The sequence below is a fragment of the Rhizobium sp. 01L419 genome, from assembly GCF_056400025.1.
On the sequence record NZ_JBFTSM010000003.1, the window covers coordinates 414,570 to 435,918 of the forward strand.

Genomic DNA, 21,349 nt, shown 5'->3' on the forward strand with positions numbered 1-21,349 from the left:
GACTTCCTATCGGCGCGCTTCCATTCAAGACAGGAGCCCGCGCTTGTCCGATCTTCTCAACCTCCTCACCGATATCGAAGGCGTCTCCGTCGGCCATGCAACCGACCTCTCGCTTGGTTCTGGCGTCACGGCCATTGTCTTCGATGAACCGGCAGTCGCTTCCGGCAGCGTGCTCGGTGGTGCGCCGGGCGGGCGCGATACAGCATTGCTCGACCCTTCCATGGTCGTCGATGCGGTCGACGCCTTCGTGCTGTCAGGCGGATCGGCCTTCGGTCTCGACGCGGCAGGCGGCGTTCAATCCGGATTGCGGGAGATGGGACGCGGATTCCAGGTCGGCCCGGTGCGGATCCCGATCGTACCGCAGGCAATCCTGATGGATCTGCTGAACGGCGGCGACAAGGACTGGGGGGTGCATTCGCCTTATCGCGAGATGGGATATGAAGCCGTCAAAGCGGCCAGCAAGGGCGCTTTCGATCTCGGCACTGTTGGTGCCGGCACGGGTGCCACGACCGCGACCTTCAAGGGCGGGCTCGGCTCGGCAAGCGCCGTCAGCAGCGCTGGGCATCGCATCGCAGCCATCGTCGCCGTCAACGCCGTCGGCACCGCGACGATCGGCGAAGGCCCGCATTTCTGGGCCGCACCCTTCGAGCAGAATGGAGAATTCGGCGGATTTGGCATGCCCAAGGACATCGATCATCGGCTGCGGCTCAAGGGCGCGAAGACGACGGCAACGACAATCGGTGCGGTTGTCACCGACGCGTCACTCATCAAGGCGGAAGCACATCGGCTTTCCATCGCCGCTCATGACGGGCTGGCACGTGCGGTGTTGCCCGCCCACCTGCCGCTCGACGGCGATACGGTTTTTGCGGCTTCCACCGGCAAACATAAGCGCAACGACATGGCAAGCCTGATGGAACTGTGTCATCTCGCCGGGATCGTCATGGCGCGGGCAATCGCACGCGGCGTCTACGAGGCGATGGCACTTCCGGTGCCGGGCGCTCTGCCGGCATGGCGCGACCGCTATGCGGCCGGGCGCTGATCGCCTAGATTAAATAAAATTGCCTCACGGCGGAGAACGGGTGAATGCAGATTCGGGCGCTGATGTATTTCGACGAGCTGGTGCGAACCAACTCCATGCGCCAGGCGGCCGAAAACCTGAATGTCGCGCCGACGGCCATCAGCCGGCAGATCGAGAATCTCGAATACCATTTCGGCGCGCCGCTGGTGGAACGCAGCGCCCGCGGCGTGAAGCTGACGGCAGCCGGCGAATTGCTGGCAGCACGCGCCGGGCGCACGCTGCGCGAACTCGACCATGTGCAGCAGCTGATCGAAGATCTGAAGGGCCTGCAGCGCGGCCGTGTCAACATTTACGCGAACGGCGCGACCGTCGCCAATCTGCTTGCACCTGCGCTGGCCGAATTCAGCCTGAAATATCCCAAGCTGCGCTTTGCCGTGACGATCACGAGCGCGCGGGCCGCCATCGAAGCCGTGAACAGTGCAGAGGCCGATATTGCGGTGACGCTGTTTGCGCCACCGATGTCCGGCACGAAGGTGCGGCTGCGCTCGGAGATCACCTACGACCTCATCACCTCGCCGAACCATCCGGCGGCGGCGCGTCCGGATATTCCCCTTGGGGAATTGGCCGATTATGCGCTGGCTCTGCCCGATCAATCCTTCGGCTTTCGCCAGGCCTTCGACGCGCTCTTCGAAAAGGACGGGCTGAGCCTCGATCCGGTTTTCGTGACAAGTTCGCTGGAGATGCTCAAAGAACTGGTGTTGAGCAACGCGGCGGTGACGCTGCTGCCGGCGCTGACCGTTCGCCGCGAGATCGAGGCCGGGCAGCTCTGCGCCATTCCCCTTGCCGACAAGACCGGCATCCGCACGCATGTCGATCTATGCGTGGCGCCCGATCGGCAGCTTTCCTTTGCCGCAACGAAGCTTCTCGATTTTATCGAACGCTTCATGCGCGAACGCGCCAACCGCAAGGCCGACAGCAAGCCGTAGACCCTCACGGACTTGCATTAGGCCAGGAATTGCTGTGTAGCTTTTTCGGCTACACTGAGCACACAAAATCGTCATTGTGTGTGCACTGTCGTAGTGTCACTTTACTTGCAAAAGGGATCCGCCAAGCAGCGGAACCAACAGGGGAACAGGATGATCAAGGTTTTGCTCGCGCCGTCGGCGCGCCTCATGCGGCGTCTTTCCATGGGCGTTGCGCTTTCCGCGGGCATCATGATGCTGGCGCTGACGCCTGCCGAAGCGGCCAAGACCACACTCAATCTCGGCATGAGCGTCGAGCCTGCCGGACTCGACCCGACAATCGCCGCACCTGTCGCCATCGGCCAGGTGACCTGGCAGAACATCTTCGAAGGTCTTGTTAGCATCGACGAGACCGGCAAGGTGCAGCCGCAGCTCGCCAAGAGCTGGGAGATTTCCCCCGATGGGCTGACCTATACGTTCAAGCTGCAGACGGGTGTCAAATTCCACGACGGCGAGGCCTTCGATTCGGCCGCCGCCAAGTTCGCTCTCGACCGCGCCCGCGGCAAGGATTCCGTCAATCCGCAGAAGCGCTTCTTCGCATCGATCGCATCGATCGATACGCCGGATGCCGAGACGCTGGTGCTGCATCTTTCCAGCCCGACCGGCAGCCTGATCTACTGGCTCGGCTGGCCGGCTTCCGTCATGGTCGGACCGAAGTCCGCAGCCGACGACAAGACGACGCCTGTTGGTACCGGACCGTTCAAATTCTCCACCTGGGCCAAGGGCGACCATGTAGAGCTCGTCAAGAATGCCGACTACTGGAACAAGCAGGCGGTGGCCAAGCTCGACAAGGTGACCTTCCGCTTCATCAATGATCCGCAGGCGCAGGCAGCGGCGCTCAAATCCGGCGACCTCGATGCCTTTCCGGAATTTGCAGCTCCGGAACTGATGAGTTCTTTCGATGGTGACGCGCGCCTGGCAACCAAGATCGGCAATACCGAGCTCAAGGTCGTGGCCGGCATGAACAATGCCCGCAAGCCCTTCGACGACAAGCGCGTGCGTCAGGCCCTGATGATGGCGATCGACCGGAAGACCGTGATCGACGGCGCCTGGTCCGGCCTCGGCACCGAGATTGGCAGCCACTACACGCCGAACGATCCCGGCTATCAGGACATGACCGGCGTACTGCCCTACAATGTCGAAAAGGCGAAGGCACTGCTCGCCGAAGCAGGCTACCCCAACGGCTTCACCTTCACGATCAAATCGCCGCAGATGGCCTATGCGCCACGAAGTGCGCAGGTGATGCAGGCCATGTTTGCCGAAATCGGCGTGACGATGAATATCGAGCCGACGGAATTCCCGGCGAAGTGGGTGAAAGATGTCATGACCAGCCGCGACTACGACATGACGATCGTCGCCCATGCCGAGCCTATGGACATCGACATCTATTCGCGCGATCCCTACTATTTCAACTACAAGAACCCCGCCTTCAACGATCTCATGAAGAAGGTGCAGGAGACGCCCAACCCGGCCGAACAGGCGCAGTTTTACGGCGAAGCGCAGAAGATCCTCGCCGAGGACGTGCCGGCGCTCTACCTTTTCGTCATGCCCAAGCTCGGCGTCTGGGACAAGAAACTTAAGGGCCTGTGGGAGAACGAGTCGATCCCCTCCAACGTTCTCAGCAACGTTTCCTGGGAAGAGTAAATATCGGGTGCGGGCGGCGGCTGATAGGGTGACAAAGACGATATGATCGCACTACTTTCCCGCCGCCTCGCCGGCCTTGTCATTACCCTTCTCGTCGTTTCGCTTGTGATCTTCGCCGTCATGGATCTGCTGCCCGGCGATCCCGCCTCGATTATGCTCGGCACCTCGGCAAGCCCGGAGACACTGGCGGCGCTGCGGCATGAGCTCGGCCTCGACCAGCCGCTCATCCTGCGTTACGGCCAATGGCTTGCCGGTGTCTTCTCCGGCAATCTCGGGCAGTCCTATACCTATGGCGTGCCGGTTGCCGGACTGATCTTCGAGCGGCTGGCCGTAACGCTGCCGCTTGCGCTGATGGCCATCGTGCTCTCGGTGCTGATCGCATTGCCACTCGGCGTGCTGGCAGCGGCGCGGCGCGGCGGCATCCTCGATGCGATCGCCACGATCTTCTCGCAGGTCAGCATCGCCGTGCCGGCCTTCTGGGTGGCACTGCTGCTCATCATCCTTTTTTCCACGACGCTCGGGCTGATGCCATCGGGCGGTTTCCCAGGATGGAGGTCCGGGTTTCTGCCCGCATTGCAGGCGTTGGTGATGCCGGCCGTGGCACTGGCCCTGCCGCAAGCCGGTGTGCTGACACGCGTGGCTCGCTCAGCGGTGCTCGACACCATGCATGAGGATTTTGCCCGTACAGCGCTCGCCAAGGGGCTGTCGCGCAGCACCGTACTCTGGCGGCACATCGTGCCGAATGCACTGGTGCCGATCCTGACCATCCTCGGGCTGCAATTCACCTTTCTGGTCGCCGGTGCGGTTCTGGTCGAAAATGTCTTCAACCTGCCGGGGCTCGGGCGACTTGCCTTTCAGGCCCTGTCCCAGCGCGACATCATCGTCATGCAGGATGTCGTGCTGTTCTTCGCAGCCCTCGTCATCGTCATGAACTTCATTGTCGACCTCTCCTATCTCGCGATCGACCCGCGTATGCGAAAGGCGGCATGATGGCACCCATCGTCTCTTCCGCCATTATTCCGCGACGCCGAAGCTTCAGGCTTAGCCGGCGAAAGAATCTAATCGCCGGGATCGTCATCGTCGGCTTTCTGACCGCGATTGCCCTGCTGTCGCTTTTCTGGACACCCCTGCCGCCGGCCAAGATGCAGATCATTCACAAGCTGCAGCCGCCGCTTGCCTTTGGCCTGCTTGGGACGGATCAGTTCGGTCGCGACGTGCTCTCCATGCTGATGGTCGGCTGCTGGAATTCGCTGTCGATCGCCGTCAGCGCGGTCGCCATAGGCGGGACGCTCGGCTCGATCGCCGGCATTTCCGCGGCTGCGATCCGCGGCCCCTATGAGACGCTTCTGATGCGGGCCTGCGATGTGATCTTCGCGCTGCCGCCGATCCTTTCCGCCATGATCCTCGGCGCCTTTCTGGGACCAGGGCGCTTTACCGCAATCACGGCAATCGCTGTCTTCATGGTGCCCGTCTTTGCGCGCGTGACGCTCGCCACCTCGCTGCAGGCCTGGAGCCGCGACTATGTGCTGGCGGCGCAGGCGATCGGCAACAGCCGCTTCACGATCTCGGTGCGGCATGTGCTGCCTAACATCATGAGCCAGATCATCGTGCATGCTGCGATCCAGCTTGGCCTTGCGATCCTGACCGAAGCCGGCCTCTCCTTCCTCGGCCTCGGCATGGCGCCGCCCGCACCGACATGGGGCCGGATGCTGGCAGACGCCCAGACCTACCTTTCGCTGGCCCCCTGGCTGGCGATCCTGCCCGGCCTTGCCATTGCGCTTACCGTCTTCGGCTTCAACATGCTGGGTGACGGGCTGCGCGACCTTTTCGACCCGCGCGAAGCGAGCCGCTGATGTCCTCCCGAGACAAAACGCCCGAAAGATCAGATCATGCCAGATACCGATTTCACCATCCGCGAGCTCAGGCGGCGCTTCGCCGATAAAAGCCTCTCGCCGCTCGAATACTGGCTTGCCCTCGAAAAGCATATCGAGGCCTGGGAGCCCTCGATCGCCGCACTTTACCTCTACGACCCGAAAGGGGCGCGAGAGCAGGCGAAGGCCTCGACCGAGCGCTGGATGACGGGCAGGACGCTTGGCGCGCTGGACGGCATCCCGGTCACCCTGAAGGAACTGATCGCGACCAAGGACCAGCCGGTGCCGCTCGGCACGAAAGCCGTCGAACTGAAACCTGCGGAGGCGGATGCGCCTGCTGCGGCACGTATTCGGGAAGACGGTGCTATCATCTTCGCCAAGACGACCTGCCCCGATTACGGCATGCTCTCGTCGGGCCTTTCCAGCTTCCATCATCTGAGCCGCAATCCCTGGGACATGACGCAAAACCCCGGCGGATCGAGCGCGGGCGCCTCTGCGGCAGCCGCTGCCGGCTACGGGCCGCTGCATGTCGGGACCGATATTGGCGGCTCTGTGCGCCTGCCGGCAGGCTGGACAGGCGTGTTCGGCTTCAAGCCAAGCCACGGGCGTATTCCGGTCGATCCCTATTATGTCGGGCGCTGCGCGGGGCCGATGACCCGCACCGTGGAGGACGCCGCTTATTCGATGGCAACGCTTTCCCGCCCGGACTGGCGCGACGGCACCAGCCTGCCGCCGAATGATTTCGACTGGATGGATCTCTATATCGATCTCAGCGGCATGCGAATCGGGCTGATGCTCGATGCCGGCTGCGGTCTTGCGGTCGATGAGGATGTGAGGATATCAGTCGAAGAGGCTGCGAAGCTCTTCGAGGAGGCGGGGGCGACGATTGTCCCGGTTGGCCCGGTGCTGACGCGCGCCATGCTGGATGGGCTCGACAATTTCTGGCGCTCGCGCTTCTGGGGCGATATTGCCGGGCTCAGCGAGGAACGCCGCGAGAGCATCCTGCCCTATATCTACGAATGGGCGAAGGGCGGCGCCGATATCAGCGGCGTGGATGCGGTCAAAGGCTTCAACCAGACAATCGAGATGCGCAAGACCTGCGGTCAGCTTTTCACCGGCGTCGATGCCGTGCTGTCACCGACCAATCCGATCGTTTCCTATCCGGCCGAATGGGCCTCTCCCACCAATGATCCGAAGCTGCCCTTCGAGCACATCGCCTTCACGGTACCGTGGAACATGTCGGAGCAGCCGGCGTCGTCCATCAATTGCGGCTTCTCGCAATCCGGCATGCCGATCGGCCTGCAGATCGTCGGACCGCGTTTCGACGACATGCGCGTGCTGAGGCTTTCCAAGGCCTTCGAAGATCGGACCGGTGGCGTGAAGAACTGGCCGAAGCCGCCAATCGCCTGACGCTGGCGGGTAACGCCAGAGCAATCCAGCAAGAGTGCGTAGCGGTTTTGTGTCCGGAATTACGCCAAAACAAAGAGATAGAGCATTTGCGATTCGAAGAACAAAAATGCCCTAGAACGGCCGGCGATAACCGGTCGGTCGCTCGTAGAGCCAGCCGATGCGCTCGACAGCGCCCTCGAAATTCTCGCGCGCGACGGTCATCGTATGGCCATTGGCATGGATGATGGTTTCGGGATCTTCGAAAATCGCAACATGCCCCTTCCAGAAGACCAGATCGCCGCGGCGCACATCGGAGCGCTCGATCGGCTCTCCGAGATCAGCCGCCTGCATGTCGGTATCACGCGGCGCGCTTCTGCCGGTCATCTGCAGCGCAAGCTGGACGAGGCCGGAGCAATCGATGCCGAGGCCGGAGCGGCCGCCCCAGAGATAGGGCGTCTCCAGAAAGCGAGAGGCGATATCGACATAGTCCTGGCCGTCCAGAGCACCGAGCGGCTGCAGATGCTTGGAGAAGATCGCGGTGCCGTCATCGAGCACAAGATAGTGGTTGCCGCGCGCTTCCGCCTTGCCGGCAATATGGACACGGCTGCCCATCGAGAGGACCGCCTTATAAGGTTTGCGAAGTTCCGGCTCGCGATAGAGAAACGTCCGTTGCGGAACGACGATATGGGTCGGGGCCGGTCCCGCTTCGGTGAGTGCTTCCTGCGGTAGATAGCCGACATAGCTGTCGGAAACCGCCTTGATCCAGCACCAGCCATCGGCGCGATCGAATACCGTGACATCCTCGCCGAACAGGAGTTCCGTATCGATGCCGCGCGAAAGATCCGGCTGCGGGCGCAAGGCTACGACCGGAATGGAGACGCGAGCCGGCGTGCCGCTCACAAAGCGCGTCGCCTCAACCTTGCCTTCAAGGCCGGCTTCTGCGAGATCCGGGCGGTAGGCGTGAAGGCGGCGGTCGAGCATCGTCATGGTATTCCTTTCAGATGGGCCTTTCAGAGTGGCCTTTCAGTCGGGGGCCTTTCAGACCGAAAGCTTGCGGCCCTGCTCGCGCACGAGGTCGCCGAGCTTTTCGAGATAGAGCGCACCGCCGACGGTGCGCTTGATGATGACGTTGCGCCGGTCGGCATCGTCGCGGACGCGGTCGACGAGGCCCATCTCGCCCATCGTATCGAGCGCCCGGGTGATGACCGGTTTCGTCACGTTCAGCGTCGCTGCCAGCCCGCGCACGGTATGCGGCGGCGGCACGAGATAGATATGCAGCAGGATCGCCATCTGGCGCAATGTCAAATCTCTGTTGTCGTGACGGACCTGGTTGAGCGCCACACCATGCCAGAGGCCAAGCGCCTGCGAGGCGGTCAGTTCGATCGGCACGGACCCTCCGGAAATCGTTACGCTAACGTTCCATTTTCCGGCAGTTACAGCGCGCAAGCAAGAGGCGGCACAGAATGCCGCCTCACAAGGTGAATAAAATTTTAACGATTGGCTCAGCGAAGGCTTTTGTTTTCACATGTCGTTATCGCGAACCGCTGCACACTTTTGCGCGACATGCTTTGGCGGCTCAACGGACGTTGTGGCGGATATGGTGGTAAAGCGCACGGATGGCCTGCGCCTCGCCGCCTCCCGGCGAATGCGCGCGCTCGTTCGGCGCCCAGCCGTAGATGTCGAAATGCGCCCAGCTTTTCGCCTTGCTGACGAAACGCTTCAGGAAGAGTGCCGCGGTGATGGCGCCCGCCATGCCACCCGCCGGAGCGTTGGTGATATCGGCGAACTTGGCGCGGATGTCCTTCTCGTAGCCGGTGTAAAGCGGCAGTCGCCAGAGCGGATCGTCCGTTTCGAGGCTTGCTTCCATCAGGTCGTGAGCGAGGATCGCATCATCGGTGAAGAAGGGCGGCAGATCGGGGCCGAGGGCGACGCGGGCGGCACCTGTGAGAGTTGCCATGTCGATCAGCAGATCCGGTTCTTCCTCATCGGCATAAGCGAGCGCATCGGCCAGAATCAGGCGGCCTTCGGCATCGGTATTGTCGATCTGGACCGTCAGCCCCTTGCGGCTCTTGTAGATGTCGCCGGGGCGGAAGGCATTCGACGAGATGGAATTCTCGACGACCGGGATGATGACGCGCAGATCCACCTTCAGCTTGGCATCCATGATCATGAGCGCCAGGCCCATGACATTTGCAGCACCTCCCATGTCCTTCTTCATCAAGAGCATGGAGGAAGCCGGCTTGATGTCGAGGCCGCCTGTGTCGAAGCAGACACCCTTGCCGACCAGCGTAACCTTGCGGTGGCCCTTCTTGCCCCAGCGCAGTTCCAGCAGGCGCGGCGCATCGGCGCTGGCGCGGCCAACGGTGTGAACCAGCGGGAAGTTTTCCTTGAGCAGGTCGTCACCTATGATAACCGACATCTCGGCCTTGTAGTGCGCTGCCAGGCCACGGAAAGCGGCTTCGAGCTGCTCCGGCCCCATGTCGTTGGTCGGCGTGTTAATAAGGTCGCGGGCGAGGAAGACACCGGCGAGCTGGCGCTTGATCTCGCTGCCGTCGGCATCGCGCGGGATCATCAGCGTTGCGGTGGGGGATTTTTCAGACTTGTAACGGTCGAAACGATAGCTGCCGAGACCGAAGCCGAGCGCCAGGCGGTTCGCCGTCAGCGGTGCGGTCTCGATGTGCCAGTCGCCGGCCGGAAGCGCGCGGGCGAGCCTGCCGGTGATGTAGGGCTGCTCCGACGGATTGGTGCCGAGGCCGAAGAGCGCACCGCCGAGGTGGCCCTCAGCCGTCGGGATCAAAAGCAGGGAGCCGCTTTCCGCCTTGTAGCCGGCTTTACCTGCCCAATCGAGCGCGATCGGATCAATGGTGCCGGTTTCGATATGGGCGGGCGTGACAGCAAAGATTGGCAGCGTCGACCCACCCTTGGTGTTGAAAGGCGTCGGTCTCTCGATGAACTGGAAGGGGGCCATGTTTGTCCTTAGCGGCAGGGGCAGAATCACTTCTTAACTGTCTGTTAGGGTTAACAGACTATTGCTGGAGCGAAGATTGCGTCAAACCTTTCCCTGTTCCGCTTCGAGGTCAGGCGCCGATTTATTCAGGAACGCGCAATGCCCTTCTCGGCCTCTACCCCTTTTAAGAAGCGTGTTTTTCAGGGAACCGTAGCTCTTCTCGCCATGCTCGCCCTCGGCGGCTGCTCGACAACATCAAAGGATCGGATGACGACCGGTTCGATCCCGAAACTCGACAGGCCAGTCGAGCAGATGGATGCCAACGAATTGCGGGTCGCCACCGACCGCGTCGGCCAGGCCTATGAGAAGAACCCGCGCGATCCCGTCAACGGCGTCAACTACGCCAATCTGCTGCGCATGAACGGGCGCGACGCACAAGCGCTTGCCGTCATGCAGCAGGTCGCCATTGCCAATCCCGGTGATCGCAACGTGCTTGCCGCCTATGGCAAGGCGCAGGCCGCCGCGGGGCAGCTTCAGCAGGCGCTGGACACCATCGGCAGGGCGCAGACGCCCGATCGGCCCGACTGGCGGCTGATCTCTGCGGAAGGCGCGATCCTCGATCAGATGGGCAAGCCAAACGACGCGCGTCAGCGCTACCGCGACGCGCTCGACATCCAGCCGAACGAACCGTCGATCCTTTCCAACCTCGGCATGTCCTATCTCCTGACGGGCGATCTGCGCACGGCGGAAACCTATCTTCGCTCGGCGGCAGGCCAGCCTTCCGCCGACAGCCGCGTGCGCCAGAACCTCGCCCTCGTCGTCGGGCTGCAGGGCCGTTTTCCCGAGGCGGAGCAGATTGCGCGGCGCGAACTCTCACCGCAGCAGGCCGACGCCAACGTCGCCTATCTGCGCGGCATGCTTTCCCAGCAGAATTCCTGGCAGAAGCTTGCGGCGAAAGACACGACGTCCGTCGCCGCCAGCAATACCAACTGAACTATTTGCCGCCCAACCCGGACAGGATGAGACGCAGGCCAAGGCCAGCCATGACCGCGCCTGCGGCCCTGTCGATCCAGGCCTTGGCGGCGATATAGATCTTACGCGGACGATGGGCGGAAAAGGCAAATGCCACAATCGCATACCATCCCGCCTCCACCAGGAAGACACCGACGGGCAGCGCCAGCAAAAGCTCCACCGGCACGGTTTTGGGCAAGAGTGCCGCAAAGATACTGGCGTAGACCACGATCGCCTTCGGATTGCTCAACTGCGTCAGCAGAGCGGCCGTAAAACTGCGTGCCGGCATGCTTTTGCCGGCGATATCGCCTGACAGCGCGAGTGGTTCACTCGCTCCCTTCCAGATCGCGAAGGCAATGTAAATCAGATAGGCGCCGCCCGCGATCTTCAGCACCAGATAGAGCCACTCGAATTGTGAGAGCAGCGCCGTCAGGCCCGCAAGAGCGAGAATAGCAAAGGTCACGCCGCCGACGCCCATGCCAAGTGCGGCGGCGAGCCCATCAAAGCGCGAGCGGGAAATGGCAATGCGCGAGACAACGACAAAACTTGGACCGGGGCTCATGGCGCCGATCATCAATGCACTGATGATACTGATAAAAATGCCCATGGAGGACATAGCAAAACTCCATTTTCACGCAATTCCGGCCGTAAAACCGCTACGCATTTTTGCTGGCTCAAGTTATCGAGGATTGCCCAGGCGAGCGGCAGGGACGTCCGCGCCTCCCGATGGAGACCCATCTCATTTGCCAGCTACGCGGAGGCGCAAGCTAGCGGGATTTGCGCTGAGCGGCAAGCGTCAGAACCGGTCCGCAACCTGGATGCCGGCCGGACCAAGGATGACGGCGACCAACACCGGCAGGAAGAAGAGGATCATCGGAACGGTCAGCTTCGGCGGTAGCGCAGCAGCCTTCTTTTCCGCCTCGTTCATCCGTTCGTCACGGCCTTCCTGCGCCAGCACGCGAAGCGCACTCGCGACCGGTGTGCCGTAACGGTCTGCCTGGATGAGCGCCTGGGTAACCGAACGGACAAGATCGATCTGGGTACGAATCGCCAGGTTTTCGAGCGCGACGCGGCGGTCCGGCAGAAAGGAAAGCTCGGCGGTCGTCAGCACCATTTCCTCGGCGAGCGCCGGCGACTGTTCGCCGAGCTCTTCGGAAACACGGCGCATGGCCGCTTCGACGGAAATACCGGATTCCACGCAGATCAGCATCAGGTCCAGTGCGTCTGGCCAGGCCCGCTTGATGGAGTGCTGACGCTTGCCCATGCGGTTGGAGATATAGATGTTCGGCGCGTAGAAACCCAGATAGGCGATGCCGATGACGGCCAGGAACTGTATGGCCGGACCCTTGCTGGCAAGGTTCCCAAGACCGAATACCCAGAAGGTTGCAACGGCCATAAAAATGAAAGGCAGAAGAAAGCGTGCGACGAGGAAGGTGTTCAGTGCGTTCTCCGAGCGCAAGCCCGCCGCGCGCAGTTTGTTCACCGTGTTTTCGTCGACAAGCGCCTTGCGTAGATTGAAGCGCTCGACGATCTGCCGGGTGGACCGGTTGTTCTGACTTCTGAGCGTTGCCTTGGCGCCGGTATCATTCATCCGCGCACGTTCGCGGGCGCGGATCTGCTCGCGTTCGGTGGAGACGGCCTTCATGCGCTTGTTGAGGTCGCCACGTTCGAAGAAAGGAACGGCCAGCGTGTAAAACGTAGCGAAGACAGCGATCGCGACGAGGACAGCCACAAGCATGGCGGGATCGGTCAATTTCGCTGCAAGTTCCGCCGACATGGTGCCTTCCTTCCGCTAGATATCGAAATTGACCATGTTGCGCATCACGAAGATGCCGATCGACATCCAGATGGCGGAGAAGCCCAGGATGAAGTGGCCGCGCGGGTCGGTGAACAGGACCATGATGTAATTCGGCGAGCTTATGTAGACGAGCAAAGCGACGATAAAGGGCAGTGCGCCGATAATGCAGGCCGATGCCTTGGCCTCCATGGAGAGCGCCTTCACCTTGGCTTTCATCTTCTTGCGATCGCGCAGCACCTTGGAAAGATTGCCGATCGCTTCCGACAGGTTACCGCCGGCCTGCGACTGGATGGCAATGACGATTGCGAAGAAATTGACTTCCTGCAGCGGCATCTGATTGGTCATACGGGCACAGGCATCCGGGATGCTGAGGCCGACCTGCTGTGCTTCAATGATGCGGCGGAACTCGCCCTTGACCGGTTCCACCCCTTCATTGGCGATCAGGCGGATCGCATCGTTCAGCGGCAGACCGGAGCGAATGGAGCGGACGATGACGTCGAGCGCATTCGGAAACTCGTCGAGGAATTTGTTTTGACGACGCTTGACGAGGAAGCCGACGACCCAGCGCGGCAGGCCCAACCCCGCCACGACCGCAACGCCCAGCATGACGACAAGCGATGCACCGACAATGAGCAACAGCAGAAGCAGGACAAGGGCAAAGAGCGCGCTGAAGAGATAAAACCGAGCCGGGGTGATCGGTAAGCCGGCTTGAGTGAGACGAGACTTAAGCGACAACGTCTTCTTGGTTTTCTCAAGCTGCCGCTTTTCCAGATCCTTGAGATTGTCCTGCACCGATTTGCGACGCTTCGACAGTTCCTGAACGCGGTCGCGAGCAGCCTTGACCTTTGTACGATCGACTTCGGCCGATTTGACACGGTTGATGCGGCTTGCCGACTTCTTGTCGCTCTCGATACGCGAGAACAATACGGCATAACTCACCCCGGCCGCCGCAACGGCTGCGAGAACGACGATTGCCAGTACTGTCGGATCGATGCCGAACATCTCAGTCCTTCGATTTCGCTTCCAGCTCGTCGAGCGCAGCGGCGAGGCGTTTGTCTTCGTTGTAGTAGCGGGCGCGGTCCCAGAAATGCGGCTTGCCGATACCGGTAGACATATGGCGGCCGATCAGACGACCGCTCGCGTCCTCGCCGTCGATTTCGTAGCGCATCAGGTCCTGGGTGATGATGACGTCACCTTCCATGCCGACCACTTCGGTGATCTGGGTGATGCGGCGCGAGCCATCGCGCAGGCGCTGGGCCTGGATGATGACGTCGATCGAGGAGGAGATGATTTCGCGCACGGTCTTTGCCGGCAAGGTGAAGCCACCCATGGCGATCATCGATTCCATACGGCTCAGGCATTCACGTGGATTGTTGGCGTGGATGGTGCCCATGGAACCATCGTGACCGGTGTTCATGGCCTGCAGGAGGTCGAAAACCTCCGGTCCGCGCACTTCGCCGACGATGATGCGTTCGGGACGCATGCGCAGGCAGTTCTTGACCAGATCACGCATGGTGATCTCGCCCTCGCCTTCGATATTCGGCGGGCGGGTTTCGAGACGCACGACATGCGGCTGCTGGAGCTGCAGTTCGGCCGTATCCTCGCAGGTGATGACGCGCTCGTCGCGGTCGATGTAGTTTGTCAGGCAGTTCAAGAGCGTGGTCTTGCCCGAACCCGTACCACCGGAGATGATGACGTTGCAGCGGACGCGGCCGATGATCTGCAGGACGGTCGCGCCTTCAGGCGTGATGGCCCCGAAGCGCACCAGCTGGTCAAGCGTCAGCTTGTCTTTCTTGAATTTGCGGATGGTGAGTGCCGGGCCATCGAGCGAAAGCGGCGGCGCGATGACGTTGACGCGCGAGCCGTCGGGCAGGCGCGCGTCGCAGATCGGGCTCGATTCATCGACGCGGCGGCCGACCTGGCTGACGATGCGCTGGCAGATCGACAGAAGCTGCGAATTGTCGCGGAAGCGGATTTCGGATTCGATCGTCTTGCCACCGACTTCGATGAAGGTCTGGCCCGCGCCGTTGACCATGATATCGGCAATATCGTCGCGCGCCAGCAACGGCTCCAGCGGACCGTAGCCCAGCACATCGTTGCAGATATCCTCGAGCAGTTCCTCCTGCTCGGAGATCGACATCGCGAAATTCTTGATGGTGATGATATCGTTGACGATATCGCGGATTTCCTCGCGCGCGCTTTCGCCATCCAGCTTCGAAAGCTGCGAGAGGTCGATCGTATCGATCAGCGCGGAAAAAACCTGCGCCTTGGTATCGTAATATTCGTCCGTGCGGGCCGGGCGCTTGCGCTGCGGCGTCTGCATCGGCGGCGGCGTCACCTGCTGGCGGACAGGTTCGCGCGACGGCTCGACAAGCACCGCGGGACCGGATGGGGCGGCAGCCGGCATCGGCGGCGGAGGAGCGGCGATACCGCCGGCACCGGCCTTTCCGAAACCATCATTTCCGCGTTTTCCGAACATTGAGCCGATCCAATTCTACTCGTTTACTTGCGCTTCAGAAGGCCGAGAAGGCCGCCCTTCCTGGATTTCTTGATTGCCACGCGACCGGTGACGATGTGCGAGATCTGCGAAAAGGTCTCCGCCGTCGGAGATTTCGGATCGACCTCCGAAATCATCCGGCCACTGTTGGCGGCGTTGCCAAAGAGGCCGATATCGAAGGGAATGATGGCAATCGGCTCGACTTCCAGCGGTTCGCAGAAATCGGAAATCGAGATTTCCGGCCGCTTCGGCATACCGACCTGATTGAGAATGAGATGCGGCAGCTTGTCGTTCGGGCGTATCTTGCGCAGCGCATCAAGCATGTTCTTGGTGTTGCGCAGGTTGGCGAGATCGGGAACGGCGCAGATAACCACTTCGTCAGCGCTTGACAGGACCGTACGGGTCCAGTCCGACCAGGCATGCGGAACGTCGAGCACCGTGACAGGCGCACTGCGCTGCAGCACATCCATGACAGGCTGGAAGGCCTGGCCCTCGAAATCATAGGCGCGGTCAAGAAGCGAGGGGGCGGCCAGCAGGGAAAGATGCTCCGAGCACTTCGTCAGCAGGCGGTCGAGGAAAACCTCATCCAGCCGCTCCGGCGCAAAGACGGCCTCGGCAATGCCCTGGGCCGGATCCTGATCGAAATCGATGTTCGCCGTGCCGTAGGGCAGGTCGAGATCGGCCAGGATCGTTTCAGTCGAGAACAGGTTCGAGATGCCGAAGGCACAATTATGGGCGACGGTCGACGCGCCGACACCACCCTTGGCACCGATAAAGGCAATGCTGCGGCCAAGCGGCTCGGCTTCCGGATCGACGAAGATCGTCGCCATCGCGCCCATGATATCGGGCATGGCGACAGGTTGGACCATATATTCGGAAATGCCGTTGCGGATCAGATCGCGGTAGAGGCCGATATCGTTGTAGTAACCGACGATGATGACCTTGGTCGAGGGATCGCAGACGGCAGCGAGCGGAGCCAGTTCGGCGAGCACGCCGGCGGAGTTCGCCCTGGTCTCGATGATGATCAGGTTCGGCGTCGGTGCGCCTGAGAACATGTTTGCGGCAGCAGCCGTGCCGCCGCTGGTGATGCGCAGACTGACCTTCGACATGCGCCGGTCATTGGCGCAGCGCTCCATCACCCGCTGCAGTCCTTCGCTTTCGCAGAAGGCATGAACGGAGATGCGCGGCAGCGGCCGCATGTTTTCCAGTTCGCCCATGCGCATCGCTTCTTCTGCATGGCGGAGCTCGCTGGTATTCTTGATCTCGTAGTCGACGGTGCTCATCGTTCTGTCCCGCGGTACTCCTGGATTGCCTGGTTACGCTGCTCTGCGTCGATCGGGGTCATGCCGCGCGGAGCGATGAAATCTTCCGGATTGGCGACCTGGGCGGCGAGGTTGTTCTGCGAGGCACAGCCGAAATTGTAATAATTCTGGTTCGTGAAATCGGCCGAGATATCCTTCGGCCATTGGCCGCACTGTGTCGTTACCGCCGTCATGCCGGTGAAGCTCAGGCGTATCGGCGCGGCATCGAGAAGGCCGGTTGCGGCGTAAGTCGTGTTGATGATCCTGTTGCTCGCAATGCCGCGCGAAGCAAGTTCAACGCGAACCTGGCTGCGCAGGGCGCGGGCCGCTCCCGCATTCGCCGAGCCTTCCGGAGACAGGATGTAGACGGGGCCAGACGCGCGCGACACGTAATTTTGCGCAAAGCCGCGGATCAACTCGCGCTGGGCGATCGTCAGTCGGCGGTCGCTGGAGGCAACAGGAATGTCCACGGTTTGCTCGGCTTCCGTCACGACGATCGGGTGGCGCTCCCGGTAATCGTCGGGAATACCGCCAGTGGTCAGCTGATCACGCGGGCCGGCGCAGCCGGAAAGAATTGCAACGGCGAGTGATGCAGCCACGAGCAGAGGCTTTGTCGTGCGGAAATGTTTCGCGCTCCAATGGGCCATCGCCTGATCTCTGTTCGTTTTCATCGGTCCAGACCGTGCTCCGCTCATTTGTAGATAAATCCGATAGAACCGTGGAACTGCGCATCGGCAACCGGCGCCTCGCGGCTGCCGTAAACCTTGTTGACGCGGTTCATGAAGAAGGCGGACGCATCATTCATCGGGCTGAAATTATCATCCGGCCGATTAAGCTGATTGCGCGCCACCGGACGCACCAGATAGGGCGTCGCGATGATGACGAGTTCCGTTTCCTGGCGTTCGACTCCCTTCTGGCGGAACAGCGTGCCGAGAAGCGGGATCTTCGAGACGCCGGGGGTGCCGTTCATCGTCTGGGAGATGTTGTCGCGGATAAGGCCAGCAAGAGCGATCGAGCCACCCGAGGGAAGCTCGACCGAGGTCTGTGCCGAGCGGCGCTGATAGGTGGGCGCAGCACCCGATACCGACGGCGCCGGCTCCGAGACGTTTGTGTTGATCTGCAGGCTGATGCGGCCGGATGAAAGGACCAGCGGCTTGAAGGCCAGATTGATACCGTAGTCATAGGGAACGACGGTGACGTTGCCGTTATTGTCTGTCGTCGAGTAAAGAACCTGACCGCCGGAATTGAAAGTCGCAGCCTGGCCGGAGATCGCCGTCAACGTGGGTTCGGCCAGCGTGCGGACGACCTTGCCCTGTTCCAGCGCATTCAGATAGGTCGAAATATCATACTTGCCGATCGAGTTCTTGAAGAGTGCGGCGAGGCCGCCGCCAACGACGGATGTGGCGCTATCGGCGGACGGGCTGCCGAGCTGGGCGACCGTCATGCCCGAGGAATTGGTGACGAGATTGTCGAAGCCAAGCTGTTTCAGGACTTCACGGCGAACCTCGGCGATCGTGACCTTGAGCGTGACCTGGTCTTCGCCCTCGATCTTCAGGAGGTTGACGACCTGGGACTCCTGACGGCCTTCGTTAAACAGCGCAACCGAATTGTCTCCACCGCTGCCGGAAATACTTTGCGAGCGCGTGGTGGCCTCGCCGCCTTTCAGGAAGGCCTTGGCGAGCGCTGCCGCCTGCGTGGCATCCTGAGGTGTACGAACGGTACCGGTCAGCACGATATTGTCGGAAACGATCTCGACCTTGATGGCGGAGTCCGGGATAAAGCGGCGTAGATTGGTCTCGAGACCGGAGACGTCGCGCTCGATCTCGACATCGAGGCTGACGACCTCTTCGCCGCTGGCGCCGAACACGAAAATATTGGTCTGTCCGACCTTCTTGCCGAACAGGTAGATGCGCCGCGAGGTGCGGGTCACGGCATCGGCCATGACCGGATCGGAAACGAGAATATCGTGCGCGTCGGCAGGCAGATCGACGACGACGGCCTTGTTGAGACCGAGCTTCACGCGACGATGCGCACCGGGGCCGCCCTGCGATATGCGGATGAGGCTTTCCGACGCGGCATTGGCCTGTTCGATGCCCGAGGATGCGATGAAGGAGAGCGGCGTGATGCCGGCGGCAGCCATTGCCAGGGAAAGGCAGCCGGTGAGGAAAAGCCTGGTGCGCTGTGTCGAGTTGCCCATCTGCATTTCCTTTACTCCGGCTTTACTGAGCCGGTGGCATCCGTGACGATGGAGCCGGACTTGATGACCTGGATGAGTGCGCTGCCGTTGTCGCCGCTGAGCAGATAGTCTGCCGCGCTGGTGTCCTGCTCCTGCGCATCGGCGACCGACCGCAGGGCAAGCGAAAGGCGATCGGCCATCTGCTGGGCGACGGCCAGAACCTTGGTCTGATCGGGGGTCAACTCCAGCGTTGCGGTGGTGCCGACCGCTGCCTTGGTGCCGTCTTCCTTTTCTTCGATCTGCTGGTCGATGGCGAGGACGCGAACGTTGCTCAGGACGGTTTCGGTTATGTATTTGTCGCTGCCCTGCCCCTTGCGCACCATGATGACATCGACACGGTCGTTGGGGAGGATGAAGCCACCAGCACCGGTCGAAACGGAGATTTCGGTCGCCACGGCGCGCTTGCCGGCAGGCAGCAGGGAGGACAGGATGCGGCTGTTGGAATCGGCGACCTTTTCCGGACGGATCGGCTCTCCTTCGAAGACCGGGAGGCGCACGACAGCCCCCTGCAGATCCTTGATGGCATCAGGCCGATCGGTCTCGGTAATGAAGCCCTGGACAACGCCATTCTGAGGCCAGGCCATCCAGTGGACGGCCTTCTCATCCAGTCTAGCGCCGACAGGAAGATTGGCGCTGGAGACCAGCACGTTGACGCTCGGTTCCTTCTCGATGACGGACTGGACCTTCGTCACGACGCCACGATTGCCGGCCATGTTCATCGCAAGAAGACCGGCAAGGCCGGCTGCCACCACGGCGACAGCTAGAATAATAAGGCGGGCCGGTTTCATTGATCATTCCTTGGGGCACAACGCGTTCGCCCCGCAGAATGCTCAGGAATTGGTGTAATTATGGTTAATGGAAGACTTACATTTTAAGTTAACGGCCGATTAAAATGCCGTTATTTCAAGCTTTCCAGTGCTGCGATGAACAGCGGCGAGGATGGGAACGCCATGAAGCCGCCGATCGCGATAGCAATGCCGTAGGGTATCTTCTTGGCGAGCAGGAGCGAACTCGGCAACGGCAGGCCGATGGCGAGAATGGTGTTCGATTGCGATCTTACCAGCAGAATAAGCAGTGTCAGAAGACCGCCGATCAAGCCGACATCGGCCACCAGAAAAAGAAGAGATTGGTTAAAGCCGAACCAGAGTGCCGTCGCACTCAACAGCTTGGCATCTCCGCCGCCCATCACGTTGACCGCAAAAAGAGCAAAGCAGACGCAGAAGACGATGGCAGCACCTGCGAGGTGCATGCCGATAACATCCCAGCCCAGGCCAGAGAGCGGCGCAATGACGGCGAAAGAGGCAATAAGGATCAGTGAAACACGGTTCGGGATCGTCATGGTGAACAGATCCGAGAATGCTGCGATGGCCAGACAGAGTGGCAGTATCACGAAGACTGCAGCTGCGATCATGTTTATATGCCCGATCGGAACACAATGCGAAAAAGGCTCACGGCTGTTAAGCTGCGAGCCCGATCATTGAGTGGCCGGATCATCTCCGGCCGACACTTTGTAAATAAAATTACGGCTGCACTGTAGAAGCGGTCTTGGCCTTATCCATCTGATCGCCAAGATTGTTGAACGTGTCGCCGATCTTGCCGCCGAGCGTCGTTGCACCAGCAATGAGGGCTACGGAAATGAGGGCGGCGATCAGGCCGTATTCGATTGCGGTCGCGCCGGATTCATCCTTCAGAAAACGGCTAAAAAGCTTGCTCATGGTTACCTCTAACTCCAGTTGATGTTCAGCACGTCCGCCAACTGTTTCCGTTGATCGGATGGCTGCAACCTAGCGAATGGCCGTTTCCATCGACTTAATGAAATGCGTTAACAAGGTGTAAACGAGACAACCGGACCGGTCAGAGTAAGTAATTCCTTATCGCATTGCTTACGTTTCTAGTGAAATTCCGGAGGAAACGTGGAACAATAGCTTACAGGCATCCAGAAATGGCACGAATTTCCGCAGCCAGTCGATCTCTCGCCACATCGGCTCGTGCCGAAACGATCCAATGCGTTTCACTCATGAACATGGCACGGAGAGCTTAAAGCTTCGTTCACCATTTTTTTCCATTCTATCTGCAATTTGCATATCGATCGTGAAAGAGGCCAAAATGCCATCGAACGGCAAGACCGTTTTCTTTGCCTGGGTGATTGCGGCTCTTACGGCATCCACAGCCTCCGCCCAGGAAGACATGCTGCGCGTCTATATGGATCACGCGCGCGTCCTGAAACTCGACCGGCCGGTCAGCAAGGTCATCGTCGGCAATGCCAAGGTTGCCGATGCGACGGTCGCCGACGCGAGGACAATCGTATTGACGGGCCGCGCCTTTGGCACGACCAACATCGTGCTGCTCGATGGTGACGGCAACGCCATTCTGGACGAACGCATTCTCGTTTCCATCGATGAAGGCAATACGGTGCGCGTCTATCGCCAGACGGAGCGCTCGGTTCTTTCCTGCACGCCCAATTGCGAGCAGCATTCTCAGCAAGGTGAAGCCACTTCTGCAAACTAGGCAATATCATCGGAATTCACGCGCATTCGTTAAAATAGCTGCTCCGACCTGAAACGGAAAATCAACGAACGCGCCCTAGTGTGACGCTCGAAGAACATTTTCGAGGC

Annotated in this window: 21 protein-coding genes and 1 riboswitch; of the genes, 8 read left to right on the forward strand and 13 right to left on the reverse strand. The window is 60.8% G+C overall.

Annotated elements, in window-relative coordinates; translation table 11 throughout:
* The first annotated feature begins 43 nt into the window (after positions 1-43).
* The 6 genes from AC1DUP_RS09060 to AC1DUP_RS09085 all read left to right on the forward strand — a co-directional run bounded on the left by AC1DUP_RS09060 (position 44) and on the right by AC1DUP_RS09085 (position 6,965).
* Complete coding sequence (locus tag AC1DUP_RS09060) at positions 44-1,039, forward strand: P1 family peptidase (protein ID WP_477832470.1); 996 nt, start codon at positions 44-46, stop codon at positions 1,037-1,039.
* Positions 1,040-1,083: 44 nt separating this feature from the next.
* Positions 1,084-2,004 (forward strand): LysR family transcriptional regulator, encoded by a 921-nt coding sequence (locus AC1DUP_RS09065; RefSeq protein ID WP_477832471.1) that lies wholly within the window; start codon positions 1,084-1,086, stop codon positions 2,002-2,004.
* A 150-nt stretch (positions 2,005-2,154) separates the two neighbouring features.
* The gene (locus AC1DUP_RS09070; RefSeq protein WP_477832472.1) at positions 2,155-3,684 is read left to right on the forward strand and encodes an ABC transporter substrate-binding protein; all 1,530 of its coding nucleotides are present in this window, start codon (positions 2,155-2,157) and stop codon (positions 3,682-3,684) included.
* A gap of 42 nt (positions 3,685-3,726) precedes the next feature.
* Positions 3,727-4,674: an ABC transporter permease gene (locus AC1DUP_RS09075; RefSeq protein ID WP_477832473.1), complete on the forward strand. Its 948-nt coding sequence runs from the start codon at positions 3,727-3,729 to the stop codon at positions 4,672-4,674.
* Positions 4,674-5,537: an ABC transporter permease gene (locus AC1DUP_RS09080; RefSeq protein ID WP_477832474.1), complete on the forward strand. Its 864-nt coding sequence runs from the start codon at positions 4,674-4,676 to the stop codon at positions 5,535-5,537. The genes AC1DUP_RS09075 and AC1DUP_RS09080 overlap by 1 nt, the downstream gene beginning before the upstream one ends.
* Positions 5,538-5,573: 36 nt before the next feature.
* Positions 5,574-6,965, forward strand: a complete 1,392-nt coding sequence (locus tag AC1DUP_RS09085; protein ID WP_477832475.1) for an amidase — start codon at positions 5,574-5,576, stop codon at positions 6,963-6,965.
* 111 nt (positions 6,966-7,076) lie between these two features.
* On the opposite strand, the gene AC1DUP_RS09090 is transcribed toward AC1DUP_RS09085, so the two are convergent.
* The 3 genes from AC1DUP_RS09090 to AC1DUP_RS09100 all read right to left on the reverse strand — a co-directional run bounded on the left by AC1DUP_RS09090 (position 7,077) and on the right by AC1DUP_RS09100 (position 9,912).
* The gene (locus AC1DUP_RS09090) at positions 7,077-7,931 is read right to left on the reverse strand and encodes a C40 family peptidase (RefSeq protein ID WP_477832476.1); all 855 of its coding nucleotides are present in this window, start codon (positions 7,929-7,931) and stop codon (positions 7,077-7,079) included.
* Positions 7,932-7,982: 51 nt separating this feature from the next.
* Positions 7,983-8,333 carry a MarR family winged helix-turn-helix transcriptional regulator gene (locus AC1DUP_RS09095; protein WP_113507335.1) on the reverse strand — a complete coding sequence of 117 codons (351 nt, stop codon included), beginning with the start codon at positions 8,331-8,333 and terminating at the stop codon, positions 7,983-7,985.
* 187 nt (positions 8,334-8,520) lie between these two features.
* A complete protein-coding gene (locus AC1DUP_RS09100; RefSeq protein ID WP_113298188.1) occupies positions 8,521-9,912 on the reverse strand; it encodes a leucyl aminopeptidase family protein in 1,392 nt (463 codons plus the stop codon).
* A 138-nt stretch (positions 9,913-10,050) separates the two neighbouring features.
* Between AC1DUP_RS09100 and AC1DUP_RS09105 the strand changes: the two genes are divergently transcribed.
* Positions 10,051-10,884, forward strand: a complete 834-nt coding sequence (locus tag AC1DUP_RS09105) for a tetratricopeptide repeat protein (RefSeq protein ID WP_477832477.1) — start codon at positions 10,051-10,053, stop codon at positions 10,882-10,884.
* A 1-nt stretch (position 10,885) separates the two neighbouring features.
* On the opposite strand, the gene AC1DUP_RS09110 is transcribed toward AC1DUP_RS09105, so the two are convergent.
* From AC1DUP_RS09110 to AC1DUP_RS09155, 10 genes are all read right to left on the reverse strand, one after another.
* A complete protein-coding gene (locus tag AC1DUP_RS09110; RefSeq protein ID WP_113307234.1) occupies positions 10,886-11,518 on the reverse strand; it encodes a LysE family translocator in 633 nt (210 codons plus the stop codon).
* A gap of 68 nt (positions 11,519-11,586) precedes the next feature.
* Positions 11,587-11,666: riboswitch (ZMP/ZTP riboswitch) on the reverse strand.
* Between the two features lie 32 nt (positions 11,667-11,698).
* On the reverse strand, positions 11,699-12,679 hold the full coding sequence (locus tag AC1DUP_RS09115; protein ID WP_477832478.1) for a type II secretion system F family protein: 981 nt from the start codon (positions 12,677-12,679) through the stop codon (positions 11,699-11,701).
* 15 nt (positions 12,680-12,694) lie between these two features.
* Positions 12,695-13,702, reverse strand: coding sequence for a type II secretion system F family protein (locus AC1DUP_RS09120; RefSeq protein WP_113298184.1), 1,008 nt, complete (start codon positions 13,700-13,702; stop codon positions 12,695-12,697).
* Position 13,703: 1 nt separating this feature from the next.
* Positions 13,704-15,179: a TadA family conjugal transfer-associated ATPase gene (locus AC1DUP_RS09125; RefSeq protein ID WP_113298183.1), complete on the reverse strand. Its 1,476-nt coding sequence runs from the start codon at positions 15,177-15,179 to the stop codon at positions 13,704-13,706.
* A gap of 23 nt (positions 15,180-15,202) precedes the next feature.
* Positions 15,203-16,480: a CpaE/TadZ family protein gene (locus AC1DUP_RS09130; protein ID WP_477832479.1), complete on the reverse strand. Its 1,278-nt coding sequence runs from the start codon at positions 16,478-16,480 to the stop codon at positions 15,203-15,205.
* A complete protein-coding gene (locus tag AC1DUP_RS09135; protein ID WP_115035931.1) occupies positions 16,477-17,193 on the reverse strand; it encodes a CpaD family pilus assembly protein in 717 nt (238 codons plus the stop codon). The genes AC1DUP_RS09130 and AC1DUP_RS09135 overlap by 4 nt, the downstream gene beginning before the upstream one ends.
* On the reverse strand, positions 17,190-18,701 hold the full coding sequence (locus AC1DUP_RS09140) for a type II and III secretion system protein family protein (RefSeq protein WP_477832480.1): 1,512 nt from the start codon (positions 18,699-18,701) through the stop codon (positions 17,190-17,192). The genes AC1DUP_RS09135 and AC1DUP_RS09140 overlap by 4 nt, the downstream gene beginning before the upstream one ends.
* A 5-nt stretch (positions 18,702-18,706) precedes the next feature.
* Complete coding sequence (cpaB, locus tag AC1DUP_RS09145; protein ID WP_477832481.1) at positions 18,707-19,522, reverse strand: Flp pilus assembly protein CpaB; 816 nt, start codon at positions 19,520-19,522, stop codon at positions 18,707-18,709.
* A 110-nt stretch (positions 19,523-19,632) separates the two neighbouring features.
* Complete coding sequence (locus tag AC1DUP_RS09150; RefSeq protein WP_477832482.1) at positions 19,633-20,145, reverse strand: A24 family peptidase; 513 nt, start codon at positions 20,143-20,145, stop codon at positions 19,633-19,635.
* 109 nt (positions 20,146-20,254) lie between these two features.
* Positions 20,255-20,449 (reverse strand): Flp family type IVb pilin, encoded by a 195-nt coding sequence (locus AC1DUP_RS09155; RefSeq protein ID WP_477832483.1) that lies wholly within the window; start codon positions 20,447-20,449, stop codon positions 20,255-20,257.
* Between the two features lie 391 nt (positions 20,450-20,840).
* Between AC1DUP_RS09155 and AC1DUP_RS09160 the strand changes: the two genes are divergently transcribed.
* The gene (locus tag AC1DUP_RS09160; protein ID WP_113298177.1) at positions 20,841-21,242 is read left to right on the forward strand and encodes a pilus assembly protein N-terminal domain-containing protein; all 402 of its coding nucleotides are present in this window, start codon (positions 20,841-20,843) and stop codon (positions 21,240-21,242) included.
* Positions 21,243-21,349: the final 107 nt, after the last annotated feature.

Excerpts from the sequence above, each read along its gene's own strand:
- AC1DUP_RS09090 (WP_477832476.1), bottom strand. The coding sequence starts at position 7,931 with ATGACGATGCTCGACCGCCGCCTTCACGCCTACCGCCCGGATCTCGCA.
- AC1DUP_RS09105 (WP_477832477.1), top strand. The coding sequence starts at position 10,051 with ATGCCCTTCTCGGCCTCTACCCCTTTTAAGAAGCGTGTTTTTCAGGGA.
- AC1DUP_RS09070 (WP_477832472.1), top strand. The coding sequence starts at position 2,155 with ATGATCAAGGTTTTGCTCGCGCCGTCGGCGCGCCTCATGCGGCGTCTT.
- AC1DUP_RS09160 (WP_113298177.1), top strand. The coding sequence starts at position 20,841 with ATGCCATCGAACGGCAAGACCGTTTTCTTTGCCTGGGTGATTGCGGCT.
- AC1DUP_RS09135 (WP_115035931.1), bottom strand. The coding sequence starts at position 17,193 with ATGAGCGGAGCACGGTCTGGACCGATGAAAACGAACAGAGATCAGGCG.
- AC1DUP_RS09150 (WP_477832482.1), bottom strand. The coding sequence starts at position 20,145 with ATGATCGCAGCTGCAGTCTTCGTGATACTGCCACTCTGTCTGGCCATC.
- AC1DUP_RS09155 (WP_477832483.1), bottom strand. The coding sequence starts at position 20,449 with ATGAGCAAGCTTTTTAGCCGTTTTCTGAAGGATGAATCCGGCGCGACC.
- AC1DUP_RS09080 (WP_477832474.1), top strand. The coding sequence starts at position 4,674 with ATGGCACCCATCGTCTCTTCCGCCATTATTCCGCGACGCCGAAGCTTC.
- AC1DUP_RS09125 (WP_113298183.1), bottom strand. The coding sequence starts at position 15,179 with ATGTTCGGAAAACGCGGAAATGATGGTTTCGGAAAGGCCGGTGCCGGC.
- AC1DUP_RS09115 (WP_477832478.1), bottom strand. The coding sequence starts at position 12,679 with ATGTCGGCGGAACTTGCAGCGAAATTGACCGATCCCGCCATGCTTGTG.
- AC1DUP_RS09085 (WP_477832475.1), top strand. The coding sequence starts at position 5,574 with ATGCCAGATACCGATTTCACCATCCGCGAGCTCAGGCGGCGCTTCGCC.
- AC1DUP_RS09100 (WP_113298188.1), bottom strand. The coding sequence starts at position 9,912 with ATGGCCCCCTTCCAGTTCATCGAGAGACCGACGCCTTTCAACACCAAG.
- cpaB (WP_477832481.1), bottom strand. The coding sequence starts at position 19,522 with ATGAAACCGGCCCGCCTTATTATTCTAGCTGTCGCCGTGGTGGCAGCC.
- AC1DUP_RS09075 (WP_477832473.1), top strand. The coding sequence starts at position 3,727 with ATGATCGCACTACTTTCCCGCCGCCTCGCCGGCCTTGTCATTACCCTT.
- AC1DUP_RS09130 (WP_477832479.1), bottom strand. The coding sequence starts at position 16,480 with ATGAGCACCGTCGACTACGAGATCAAGAATACCAGCGAGCTCCGCCAT.
- AC1DUP_RS09110 (WP_113307234.1), bottom strand. The coding sequence starts at position 11,518 with ATGTCCTCCATGGGCATTTTTATCAGTATCATCAGTGCATTGATGATC.
- AC1DUP_RS09065 (WP_477832471.1), top strand. The coding sequence starts at position 1,084 with ATGCAGATTCGGGCGCTGATGTATTTCGACGAGCTGGTGCGAACCAAC.
- AC1DUP_RS09140 (WP_477832480.1), bottom strand. The coding sequence starts at position 18,701 with ATGCAGATGGGCAACTCGACACAGCGCACCAGGCTTTTCCTCACCGGC.
- AC1DUP_RS09120 (WP_113298184.1), bottom strand. The coding sequence starts at position 13,702 with ATGTTCGGCATCGATCCGACAGTACTGGCAATCGTCGTTCTCGCAGCC.